We start from the raw sequence: 11,942 nt of genomic DNA on the forward strand, positions 1-11,942 counted from the left end.
CTCGTGAAGATCATTCGTGTGACCGTTACCCCCATCGCTTTTCGCGACCCGCCGCTGCTCAATGCCAGTGGCATCCATGAGCCCTATGCGTTGCGCTCGATCATCGAGGTAGAAAGCGACAACGGCTACGTGGGGCTGGGCGAGAGCTACGGCGACGCCCCGGCGCTGGCGATCCAGCAGGCGGTGCAGGGGCAGTTGATCGGGATGGACCCGTTCAACCTCAATGGCTTGCGTCAGGTAGTACAAGCCACGGTCGCTGCCCACAAGCCTGCCAGCCTGGCCGGTGCCGAGCTGGCGCCGGGTTCCCATGCCAGCAAGGCCGTCAGCAACGCCTACTCGGCTTTCGAAGTGGCCTTCCTTGACCTGCAAGCCCGTTCGTTGAACGTCCCCCTGGTGGACCTGCTCGGTGGCGCCCTGCGAGATAAAGTACCCTTCAGCGCGTACTTGTTCTTCAAGTACGCAGAGCATGTGGACAGCCCTTATCCGGCAGACAATTGGGGTGAGGCGCTGAGCGAGGCGCAAATCGTTGCCCAGGCCGCGCGGATGATCGAAGCCCATGGCTTTAACAGCATCAAGCTCAAGGCCGGCGCGCTACCACCTGAGCATGAGGTAGCCTGCATCAAGGCCCTGAAAAAGGCCTTCCCCCAGCACCCGCTGCGCATTGACCCCAATGGCAACTGGTCGCTGGAAACGGCCATTCGCATGGCCGAACTGCTGGGCGATGACCTTCAATATTACGAAGACCCCACCCCCGGCCTGGACGGCATGGCCGAGCTGCACAAGCGCACGGGCTTGCCGTTGGCCACCAATATGGTGGTGACGGACTTCGACGAATTCCGCCGTAGCGTGGCCCTGAACAGCGTGCAGATCGTACTGGCCGACCATCACTACTGGGGCGGGCTGCGCGATACCCAGGTGTTGTCGAAAATGTGCGACGTGTTCGGCCTGGGGGTGTCCATGCACTCCAACTCCCATTTAGGCATCAGCCTGATGGCCATGACCCATGTGGCCGCGGCCGTGCCGAACCTGGGCTATGCCTGCGATACCCACTACCCTTGGCAAGAGCCGGACGAAGAAGTTATCAAGGGTGGCAAGCTCGCCATCGAAAGCGGTTGCGTGGCCATCACGCGCGCCCCTGGCCTGGGGGTGGAGCTGGACCAGGAGCAACTGGCCAAGCTGCACGATCAGTTCTTGAGCTGTGGCATCCGCCAGCGTGACGACGTGCGCCAAATGCAACGCTACAAGGCCGATTGGAAGGCGCTCAAGCCTCGCTATTGACCGCTAAGGCTCCAACAGCGCCTGGGCCTGCCTGATCGCGGGGCCAGGCGCTTGCACGTTCAGCTGGCAGGGGTATCTTCAGCTTGGCCAATCTGAGCTACCATGCGAACGCTTCCCTTCTATAACAACAAAACAGGAATGTTCGATGCAGCCGATTCGTCTTGGCCTGGTGGGCTACGGCAAGATTGCCCAGGACCAGCATGTGCCAGCCCTGCGCGCCAACCCAGGCTTCGAGCTGGTAGCCGTGGCGACCCAAGGTCAGCCCTGCCCAGGTGTGGTCAATTTCACCTCCTTGGCCGAGATGCTGCGCGAGCTGCCGGGGCTGGACGCCATTGCCTTTTGTACCCCCCCGCAAGGCCGCTACGCCTTGGTGCGTGACGCCCTGGCCGCCGGTAAGCATGTACTGGTGGAAAAGCCGCCCTGTGCCAGCCTGGGCGAAGCCATGGCGTTGGTCACCCAAGCTGAAACGGCAGGCGTAAGTGGGCTGTTTGCCTGGCATTCGCGGTTTGCTCCTGGCCTGGAAGCAGCACGTACCTGGCTGGTCCAGCAACGGCTTAAGGCCGTGCGGGTGCAATGGAAAGAAAGCGTGCGCAAATGGCACCCGGGCCAGGCGTGGATTTGGCAAGCCGGCGGCCTAGGCGTGTTCGACCCGGCCATTAATGCATTGTCCATGGTCACCGAGCTGCTGCCTGGTACGGTGTTCGTAGAGCAGGCCCGGCTGAGCGTACCCGCCAACTGCCAGTCACCCATCGCCGCTAGCCTTAGCCTGCGCCACGAACAGGGGGTGGCGATCAGCGCTGAGCTGGACTTCGACCATGGCGAGAATGAGCGCTGGCGCATTGAATTCGAGGCCGAGGGCGGCCTATTGCGGCTAGACCAGGGTGGCGCCAGCCTGACCATCAATGAGGTGCCCCAGCCGGTTCTGGAGGAAGGCGAATACCCGCGGCTGTACAACCATTTTTTACAACTGATCCAGCGCCGCGCCAGTGATATGGACACCCAGCCGTTGCGTATCGTCGCGGATAGCTTTTTCGCCGCCGAGCGTACGACCGTCGAGCCCTTTTACGAATAAGGCCAGCGTATTGGGTCGAACTTGAGGGGTGGGTTAGCTTCAAACCTGTAGGTTCATCACTTACGAGGAACAACCCCATGCCAACCACCCCCAGCAATGACACCTGGCCTACCAAGGATTCCGACGGCGATGCTCGTGGCTTGCCGGGCTACCCCAAAGGCCCTGATAGCGAGAGCACCGGGGGCGCGGGCGGTAAAGCCACCACCTCAGACGACCTGCAAAAAGAGCGGCCCGAGCGCGATGGCGGTGAACACCCGCTGAGCTGAAGCCCAAGTCGGCCAGCATTGCCCGATAAAAGGGCACTCTGCTGAAGTAGAACCTGTGTTCCTTATTAAAGAGCTGCGTTGAGATAAACCCTTCGGCGAGGCCCGCAGCCATGACAACACGCCGATGCAACAGCCTTTTCCAAGGCTGAAAACAGCCTATATACCGTCGGTGAGCAACGTGAGCGCTACCTTAGCTCATGGACCCCTACAACACGCTTACCTCCCGCGCGCGCCTGACCTGTAGAGAGCCTGAAATAAGCGATTCACTTGGGGTTGATAGCCGTCGTCTAAATCGTGACCGTGCTGACCTCACTTCGCTTGCTGGCCAGCACAACATTTGTTAGCGGAAAATGGCGAAACCCGAAGCACTGGGCGCCGCTATCGACCCCTGGCAGCCTGTCCGTCTATTGGCGCTTGGCGTAGTCGAACTATTTATGAGAGTAGTTCTACAGACTTGCTAATCAGTCAGCGCATCCACATCATAATTTTTCGCCCAAGCGTTTTTTTCACCTAGGAAAATCTCCTTAATGAAAAAGAAGCGATCCCAAAATGCGGTTTCTCGAAGCTTTTCGCAGAAAAGCTGGTAGCTCTCATGATCTCTGGCTTCAATCATCCAGATGTCAGTAACTGTGGCTGTGTAAAACTCGGTATCATACCAGTTCAGTTTCACTCCGCTGGCGAACTCTTCAATGATAGGTTGGAACGTGCCTCTTGCATGAGCGAGCCGTTCTTCGAATGAAAAGCCCAGCCATTCCGGTGAAGTTTTGACAAGAAAGAATGAAGTGAATTTAGGTTCAAAAGTTACGCGTTTTAGATTCATTTTTTAACCTGTTAAGCGGTGGGAACGGATATAGTATGCAAGTCATCACATATTTTTCGCCACTCGCATTCTTCTACCTATGCCATCCACTCCGAAAAATCGCCCTCTACCCCGCAAACGTCCAAAGCAGTCGCGCTCAACCGAGACCGTGAGTGTGATTATCGAAGCAGCTGCTCGCATTTTGGAAGTGGAGGCCCACAGTGGCTTCTCCACCAACGCTATTGCAAGCAAAGCCGGGGTCAGCATCGGCACCTTGTACCAATATTTCCCCAATAAAGAAGCAATTTTGGGCGCGCTCCTTGCCCGAGAAACGGCGCGGTTTGTCTCACAAGCTACGGCTGCGCTTGAGCAGTCTGTTGCTGAGGAGGCTCTAGCAGCTTTAATCTCGTCAGCCATTGAACACCAATTTAAGCGCCCGAGACTTGCAAGGATTCTGGACTTTGAAGAGGCACGTTTGCCTTTCGATTTAGCCACTCAGAATATCAGTCAAGGCATTACTGAAGTTGCTTTACAAATACTCAGGCGGCTTGGCCTGAATTTTCAAGAGGACATACATGTAGTTGCTGGAGACGTTATCGCAATCATGAAAGGAATTGTTGATGCTGCGGGTTGTCATGCGCAAGCCAATCCAGTTGCGGTGGAAAGGCGAGTTCAACGCGCAGTATTTGGTTACCTTTCACTCACTGATAAAAAGGAATAACCGAACAGAAGTGCCGCGGCCAGTGTTGAATGAGTTAGTTTTTTTGACCGGCCGCTTGGGGCCTTCAGACGCCCTGGCCGACGGCTGCCCGCAATCAATAAGCTCACCAGCATGAGCGAATTAGATTCTATGTAAATTTTCATTGTGGTGGTATCGGTCAGTAGGTCAAGCATTATTGGTTTTAAGCCCTCAATAAGCATCAAGCTGATACGCGTTTACCTCACTCAAACGGATGTCGTCATTTCGACGGTCATAGAACTGTGTAGTGCGGGTCGAGGAGTGATTTGCCATGGCAGCAGCACGCTCAAGGGTGCCACCATTCTTGAGGTAGGCGGTGATACCTATTGCACTAAAGGAAAACAATACAGTGAAGAGGCTAAGCAATTGAACCAGAGCCAAGGCTTGGTCAGCCTCGTCTAGCTTCAAGAGGTCTGTCATGGATGACCCCTCAGCAAACGCGGCTATGTATGATAAAGGGCATTATCAAACATAGGCCAGTCGCTTTCGTGGTCCGAAGAGCCCAGCTTTTGTTCGAAGCACCTGGCCCGAAGTGGACAGACGACCGTATCGGATTAGTAGCTCGTACTTCCAGTGCATTCAGGGGCAAAGGGTTGCCTTGATGCCTTGGCGCTTGGTTAGGACCGAGCCGACGAGTACGGCGATAGTAAATCGTTCGGATTGGGCACAGGTTCCAGGTAGAAAGGATTTATCCAGCGTAGGCTGGTTGCGGCCCTGTGGAAGTCTGCAACAGCCGGCGAAAGGGCCAAGCCACGCCCCGCCAAAACTGGCCTGCACGGTCGCGTCACGTTACGATACGCCCTCTCGATCCAGGCGCATTCCCATGCCATCGAAGCCCCCAACCTGTAGACACACCGGCGGCGTCACCCTCATTGAGGTCGCGCGCCTTGCCGGTGTTGCGCCCATGACCGTGTCTCGGGTGGTCAACCAGCCTTCGGCGGTACGCGAGGTGACTCGGGACAAGGTTCTCAAGGCCATTGAACAGACCGGCTACGTACCCAACCGTGTAGCCGGCGCGTTGGCATCCAACCGCAGCCGGCTGGTGGCGGTGATCGTGCCAATGCTCACCAACCCGATCTTCGGCGACACCTTCCAGGCGGTCGGCGAGCAGCTTGCCAGCGCGGGCTACCAGGTATTGCTTGGTATCAGTGGCTACGAAGCAGAGCGGGAGCAGGAATTGCTCGACGTCATTCTCAGCCGGCGCCCCGATGGTGTGATCCTCACTGGCACGCTGCACACCGAAGCCAGCTGCCGACGCTTGAAAGCCAGTGGCGTGCCTGTGGTAGAAACCTGGGACCTAACCGATGCGCCTATCGACATGCTCGTAGGGTTCTCCCACGAGCAGGTGGGGCAAAGCCTTGCGGCGCATCTGCTAGGCAAAGGCTACACGCGTTTTGCCACGCTCAAGGTCGGCGACCCTCGGGGTACCCAGCGAAGCCTGGCTTTCGACCAGGCGCTTGCGGCGGCCAGTATTGCGCGGGCCACCACGCTGACCTTCGAAGGCTTGCCCAGCCTTGCGCAAGGTCGTGACGGCCTTGCCCAGCTGCTGGCGGCGGGCCTAGGCGAAGGAGAGGGCCCGCTGATGGTCGTATGCACTTCGGACACCATCGCCCACGGCGTGCTCACAGAAGCAGTCTCCAGAGGCATCAAGGTACCAGAACAGCTCTCGGTGATCGGTTTCGGCGACATGAGTTTCGCGGCTCATACGCTACCGCCGCTGACCACCGTAAGGATCGATGGCCGGCGGATGGGCGAAGCGGCGGCCAGCTTATTGCTTGCGCGCCTGGACGGGCAGGGAGCAGGCGAAACGCGCCAGGACATCGGCTTCGAGTTGATCGACCGGGGCAGCACCCTCTGACCGGTCTGTTCCGTGCCCCGCCTTGCCATCCACGCAACAATAACCTAACGTTGGTAACGCGATTGGTTGCGCTACCAAAGCTTCGCTTCAACGTAGCGTCTGAGAATAAATACAATATCCAGTAGGGTAATCCCATGACCCAAGCAATTTCGGACGCCACAGCGTCCAGAAATGGTAACGGTACCATTGGCGTAGAGCGTGCACAGGCGCTCAAAGCCACGCGTGTCCGCTACGGCATGATGGCAATGCTATTCATGATGACCACCATGAACTATGCCGACCGGGCGACGCTATCGATCACCGGCGTGGCAATTCAGCAGACACTCGGCATTTCCTCTATCACCCTCGGCTATCTGTTCTCGGCGTTTGCCTGGACCTACGTGTTGGCACAGATCCCAGGCGGCCGCCTGCTCGACCGCTACGGCTCCAAACGCGTATACGCCATCAGCCTGGGTTTGTGGTCCGTGCTGACCTTCATCATGGGGTTCGTAATGGGCTTGCCCGCTGCCTTGGGCATTACCGCGCTCTTCGTGCTGCGCATTCTGATCGGGCTGGTGGAAGCGCCCGCATTTCCGGCTAATAGCCGTGTGGTCGCCACCTGGTTTCCGGCCTCGGAGCGGGGTACCACGTCGGCGCTGTTCACGTCGTCGTCTTACTTTGCCAAGGTCGTGTTCGCACCTCTGATGGGCTGGATCACCCAGATGTACGGCTGGCACTACGTGTACCTGCTCATGGGCACTTTAGGCCTGGTGATGACGCTGATTTGGCTCAAAGTATTCCATTTGCCGCGCAAGCACCCGCGCATCAACCAGGCGGAACTCGATCACATGATCGAAGGTGGCGCTGTGGTCGACATGGACAGCCCCGAGAATACCCAGCGCAAGAAGGGCGAGGAGGGCAGTGTTCGAACCTGGCCAGCAGTTTGGGAGATCATCAGCAACCGCATGATGGCCGGCATCCTCCTAGGCCAGTATTGCGTGACTACCCTGACCTATTTCTTCCTCACATGGTTTCCTATCTATCTGGTGCAGGACCGCGGCATGTCGATCCTCAAGGCCGGTATCATCGCAGCCGTTCCCGCCATTGCAGGCTTCATCGGCGGCGTGCTGGGCGGCGTGTTTTCGGATTGGCTGCTGCGACGCGGCTTCTCGCTGAGCGCGGCACGCAAGATCCCGCTGGTGGCCGGCATGCTGCTGTGTACCACCATGATGATCTGCAACTACATCGACACCGAGTGGCTGGTGGTCGCGATCATGGCGGCCTCGTTCTTCGGCAAGGGCTTCGGGGCCCAGGGCTGGGGGGTGATGAGCGACGTGGTGCCCAAAGAGGCGTCAGGCCTGGCCGGCTCGCTGTTCAACGGTTTTGGCAACATTGCCGGGATCGTGACCCCTATCATCATCGGATACCTGGTGAGCGATGCCGGTAACTTCTCGATCGCCCTAATGTTCATTGCTGCCCATGCCTTGGGGGCCATCCTTTGTTACCTGGTGCTGGTGGGCAAGATCCAGCGGCTGCAACTCAAAACCTCTCTCGTTGGCACGGCACGGTCCGGCCAGCCATGAGAACAGCAGGAGAACCCATGAAAATCGTAATGGTTGGCGAAGCCGCAACACACCGGCACGAGCTGGAAGCTGAACTGGACGCGCCTGCAACCTTTATTGCCCTGCCTCGCGAGGCACACGAATCCCCCGAATGGGACGCGCAGATCGAAGGTGCCGACGTGCTAGTGGCCATGCGCTTCAAGCGCACCACCCCAGCGCCCGGTTTTCGGCTGCTGCACGCACCTGGTGCTGGCCTGGACGGCATAGATTTTACCGCGCTCCCCGCAGGCAGCACCGTTTGCAACGTGTTCGAGCACGAGATCCCCATGGCGGAATACGCCATGGCATGCCTGTTGGATCATCAGGTGGCGCTGGCCCAGGTGAGTGCACGCTTTTCTAGCGACAGCTTCGCGAGCGCTTACCTTCAGCGAGCCCCAAGAGGCGAGTTGTACGGCAAAACCCTGCTGATCATCGGCTTTGGCCGTATCGGCCAGGCGGTGGCCGTTCGCGCCAAGGCTTTCGGCATCCGGGTGATTGCCATTTCCAGCCGAGCCCGGGATGGGCGTGTGGAAGGCCCCATGGACGAAGCCTACACCGAGGCTGAGTTGCAAGAGCAGTTGCCCCGGTCGGACTTTGTGGTGTTGAGCTGCCCGCTGAACGAGCGCACGCGTGGTTCGTTCGACTGTGCGCAGTTGGGGGCCATGAAGCGCGACGCCGTGCTGATCAACATTGCCCGCGCCGCCGTGGTGAATCAGCATGCACTGTATGAAACGCTCGAGGCGGGGCGCATTGCCCGCGCTTACCTTGACGTGTGGTACCAGTACCCGGCCGGGGAAAACGACCGGGTACTGCCCGCCACTCACCGTTTTGAGCACCTCCCCAATGCGGTGTGTACGCCCCACGTCTCGGGCTGGACACACGGCCTGTTCGAACGCCGCTACCGCTTCATCGCCGAAAACATCAATCGCCTGAGCCGTGGCGAACCCCTGCTCAACGTCGTTGGCGGCAACGCCTGAGGCCAGCAAGATGAAAATCACCAAGATCCAGACCACCCGTGTGAAGTCCATGCCCAACCTGCTATGGGTAGAAGTTCACACCGACGACGGCCTGGTCGGCCTGGGCGAAACCTTCCGAGGCGCGGAGGCGGTAGAGGCCTACATCCATTCCATCAGCGCCGGCATGCTGATGGGCAAGGATCCGCTGCAGATTGAGCGCCACAACAAGGCGCTGCTGCGGGGGTACCTGGGCTTCAACGGCTCCGGTGTGGAAACCCGTGCCGCCTCGGCCCTGGACATTGCCCTGTGGGATGTCTTCGGCAAGGCAGTCAACCAACCCGTGTGGCAACTTCTGGGCGGCCTGGCTCACGACCGCATGCGGGCATACAACACCTGCGCCGGCGGCAACTTCAATACGGGTGGCGAACAGCGGCGCACCATCGCTAAGGGACAAGCGCAGGTCAGCGGGCGTTACGACGACCAGGTAGCCTTCATCGAGTGCCCTGACGAGCTGGCCATCAGTCTGATCGAGGAAGGCTACACCGCCATGAAGATCTGGCCTACCGACAGCTTCGCGCTGCCCACGGGGGGCCAGTTCATTTCCAGCGCAGACATCCGCACCGCGCTGGAGCCGTTCGAGAAAATCCGCCGTGCCGTGGGCAATCGCATCGAGGTGATGTGCGAATTCCACTCCCTGTGGAACACCACCAGCGCCCTGGCCATTGCCCGTGAACTAAAGCAGTACGATATTTTCTGGGCTGAAGACCCGATCAAGATGGACAGCGTGCAGGGCCTGGCCGATTACCGAAGGCTTTCGGGGCTGCCGGTGTGCGGTAGCGAAACACTAGCCACCCGCAGCGCTTTCCGCGATTTGCTGGCGGCCGATGCGCTGGACTACGTGATGCTCGACCTGTCTTGGTGTGGCGGCATCAGCGAAGCGAAGAAGATCGCCGCCATGGCCGAGGCTTACCAAAAACCCATCGCTCCGCACGACTGCACCGGCCCCGTGGTGTTGATGGCGTCGCTGCACCTCGGACTGTCATCGCCCAATGCGATATTCCAAGAAGTGGTGCGTGCCTATTTAGCCGGGTTCTACCAGGAGCTGGTCACCGACTTGCCGGTGATGGACAACGGCTTCCTGCTGCCGCCTACTGCGCCAGGGTTAGGCACCTGCCTGAGCGATGCGCTGCGTACCCGTGAGGATTGCGTGACGCGAATTTCGCAGTAGATTCCAAACGAATCGCCCCCTGCCCCTATGCAAAAGGGGAAGGGGTCGAGGTCGCAGAGGTATCGAAAAGGCAAAGCGCTGGTTAGCGCCGTTACCTCACCAGGCAAGGCCGCTTGTTGTCTAGCGTCCAACCCAACACCAAGTACTGCATTGCTACCGCATCGTTGCGTTCCACTAATCCCATGCCCTTGTAGGTTGAATGTTAGAAGCAGCAGATGAACAATGCCTAAGTCGAGCGGGATCGTAAGCGTACCTCGCGCCTAAACCATTGGAGCGAACCATGAGCCTAGTTAAACCAGCCTCTACCGATGCCAACACCACACTTGTCGGCACTAACGGCCCAGACGTGCTAAAGGGCACCGCCATTAGCGAGAGCATTCATGGCGCAGGCGGCGATGACCACCTCTACGGCAACGGGGGCAATGACCGCCTATACGGCGACAATGGCAGCGACGTCATCTCTGGCGACCTAGGCCGCGATGCGCTCGCGGGCGGCGCGGGTGCCGACACCTTCGTTTTTACCCAGATCAGCGATAGCTACGAAGGCGGCGGTAGGAGTTTTTCCGACTTAATCTTGGATTTCTCGAGCGATGACCGCGTCGATGTGTCCTTCCTGGGGTTCAGCGGATTGGGCAATGGTCATAACCATACGTTGAGGGTCGAGGTCAACGACGCGGGTACCCGCACTTACCTCAAGTCCTACGCGTACAACGAAGGCGGTGACCGCTTTCAGCTCGCCTTCGACGGTGATGTCAGCCAGTACCTCACTCAAAATTCGATCATCGGCAACGCAGGAGGAGATGTCATCAGCAGTGGCCAAGGCGCCAATGCCCTCAGGGGCGGCGCGGGTGCCGACACTTTCATCTACGACAAAATCACTGACAGCTATCAACGGGACGGCCTTAGCCAATCCGATTTGATCCTGGACTTTTCGGATCAGGACCGTATAGACCTGTCTTTACTGGGGTTCACTCGATTGGGCAACGGCCATGATCATACGCTGAGGGTCGAGGTCGACGACGCGGGTACGCGTACCTACCTCAAGTCTTACGATTCCGATGAAAGCGGCAGCCGCTTTCAAGTGTCGTTCAAGGGGGATGTAAGCCAATACCTTGCCGGCGACGGCATCGTATTTGGCAGCACAGCGGCCATGGCGTCGAACGACGACACAGCAGCACCGGTGCCCGCAGGCGACGCGGTTGCAATCGATTTACTCGGCATTGCCGAGCACCATGTTTCCAGCGCGGCGTGAGTCGCGTGCCTTGCCAAGGACGGAATGCCTAACGGCGAGGGCTGTCCAGGTAATGGGTGGCCTCCTTAACGACGGCGTTCTCACCACTGGGCTATACGCCAATAAGCAGCGTGCGGTTGCAGATCGCTCGTCTTTACTATCGCCTGGACGGCGGCGTTTGAGGCGCCGGTATCACTCAGCCAGTCAGGTGTAGAGTCGATGTCGGATTCCGGCCGATAGCCGCCTGATGCGTGACCGCTTTGGGTCGATTTTGTTGAAAACGTTGGTCCTTCCAGGCGGCCCGCATACTGATCGCAAAAAATGCCCTGTTTGCGCGCTGCTACGCGAAATCTGAGCCTGGAATCCTCTGCTCAAAGTGAGAATTTCAATCTCAAGCGCGTACTTTTTTGCCGTGGAAGCCATAGCCGACTGAATCGAACCCGGTTTTCTAGACACTCCCCAAGCTCAGGAAATAACGTTTCTCATACTCCACCGGGGAGAGTTGCATAGCACTGCTGTGCCGGCGTTTAGGGTTATAGAACATTTCGATGTAATCGAAAATATCGCTTCGAGCTTCTTCGCGTGCTCCGTAGATCTTTCGTCGAACGCGCTCTCGCTTCAACAGCTGGAAAAAACTCTCTGCAACGGCGTTGTCATGGCAGTTACCGCGTCGGCTCATGCTGCTGATCACGTTGTTGGCTTTCAGGAAGCTTTGCCAATCGGAACTGCCAAATTGACTACCTTGGTCTGAGTGAATCATCACTTGCTGATGGGGTTTACGTCGCCACACAGCCATCAACATCGCGTCGATAGCCAAGTTGCTACACATCCTGGACTTCATTGACAAACCGATCACCTTGTAGTGGTCTACTAACCCCGGACACTTTTTTAGGCGAAAATGGTCGCCACACAGAGGTGTTCGATGAGCAGACAAC

General features: G+C 58.3%; 12 protein-coding genes. 9 read left to right on the forward strand and 3 right to left on the reverse strand.

The genetic code is table 11. From position 1 onward, the window contains the following. Positions 1-3 precede the first annotated feature (3 nt). The 3 genes from ACWKV4_RS09985 (at position 4) to ACWKV4_RS09995 (ending at position 2,616) form a co-directional block, all read left to right on the forward strand. Positions 4-1,278, forward strand: coding sequence for a glucarate dehydratase family protein (locus ACWKV4_RS09985; protein WP_483831912.1), 1,275 nt, complete (start codon positions 4-6; stop codon positions 1,276-1,278). Positions 1,279-1,423: 145 nt separating this feature from the next. Next, the gene (locus ACWKV4_RS09990; protein ID WP_483831913.1) at positions 1,424-2,350 is read left to right on the forward strand and encodes a Gfo/Idh/MocA family protein; all 927 of its coding nucleotides are present in this window, start codon (positions 1,424-1,426) and stop codon (positions 2,348-2,350) included. Between the two features lie 77 nt (positions 2,351-2,427). Continuing rightward, positions 2,428-2,616, forward strand: coding sequence for a hypothetical protein (locus tag ACWKV4_RS09995; RefSeq protein WP_483831914.1), 189 nt, complete (start codon positions 2,428-2,430; stop codon positions 2,614-2,616). Between the two features lie 457 nt (positions 2,617-3,073). On the opposite strand, the gene ACWKV4_RS10000 is transcribed toward ACWKV4_RS09995, so the two are convergent. Then, positions 3,074-3,436: a darcynin family protein gene (locus ACWKV4_RS10000; protein WP_483831915.1), complete on the reverse strand. Its 363-nt coding sequence runs from the start codon at positions 3,434-3,436 to the stop codon at positions 3,074-3,076. A 148-nt stretch (positions 3,437-3,584) separates the two neighbouring features. Here ACWKV4_RS10000 and ACWKV4_RS10005 point away from each other — a divergent pair, with 148 nt between their 5' ends. After that, on the forward strand, positions 3,585-4,136 hold the full coding sequence (locus ACWKV4_RS10005) for a TetR/AcrR family transcriptional regulator (RefSeq protein ID WP_483839547.1): 552 nt from the start codon (positions 3,585-3,587) through the stop codon (positions 4,134-4,136). A 189-nt stretch (positions 4,137-4,325) separates the two neighbouring features. On the opposite strand, the gene ACWKV4_RS10010 is transcribed toward ACWKV4_RS10005, so the two are convergent. Then, entirely contained in the window at positions 4,326-4,574 is a 249-nt protein-coding gene (locus ACWKV4_RS10010; RefSeq protein ID WP_483831917.1) for a hypothetical protein, read from the reverse strand. Between the two features lie 403 nt (positions 4,575-4,977). Here ACWKV4_RS10010 and ACWKV4_RS10015 point away from each other — a divergent pair, with 403 nt between their 5' ends. From ACWKV4_RS10015 to ACWKV4_RS10035, 5 genes are all read left to right on the forward strand, one after another. Next, positions 4,978-6,012: a LacI family DNA-binding transcriptional regulator gene (locus ACWKV4_RS10015; protein WP_483831918.1), complete on the forward strand. Its 1,035-nt coding sequence runs from the start codon at positions 4,978-4,980 to the stop codon at positions 6,010-6,012. Between the two features lie 134 nt (positions 6,013-6,146). After that, complete coding sequence (locus ACWKV4_RS10020; protein WP_483831919.1) at positions 6,147-7,574, forward strand: MFS transporter; 1,428 nt, start codon at positions 6,147-6,149, stop codon at positions 7,572-7,574. Between the two features lie 17 nt (positions 7,575-7,591). Continuing rightward, positions 7,592-8,569, forward strand: coding sequence for a 2-hydroxyacid dehydrogenase (locus tag ACWKV4_RS10025; RefSeq protein ID WP_483831920.1), 978 nt, complete (start codon positions 7,592-7,594; stop codon positions 8,567-8,569). Between the two features lie 10 nt (positions 8,570-8,579). Continuing rightward, positions 8,580-9,776, forward strand: coding sequence for a mandelate racemase/muconate lactonizing enzyme family protein (locus ACWKV4_RS10030; RefSeq protein WP_483831921.1), 1,197 nt, complete (start codon positions 8,580-8,582; stop codon positions 9,774-9,776). A gap of 280 nt (positions 9,777-10,056) precedes the next feature. After that, positions 10,057-11,028, forward strand: coding sequence for a M10 family metallopeptidase C-terminal domain-containing protein (locus tag ACWKV4_RS10035; protein WP_483831922.1), 972 nt, complete (start codon positions 10,057-10,059; stop codon positions 11,026-11,028). A gap of 427 nt (positions 11,029-11,455) precedes the next feature. Here the strand turns inward: ACWKV4_RS10035 and ACWKV4_RS10040 are convergent. Further along, on the reverse strand, positions 11,456-11,942 hold a 487-nt coding region (locus tag ACWKV4_RS10040; protein ID WP_483831923.1), incomplete at its 5' end, for an IS3 family transposase.

This window comes from Pseudomonas artemisiae, from assembly GCF_057128685.1.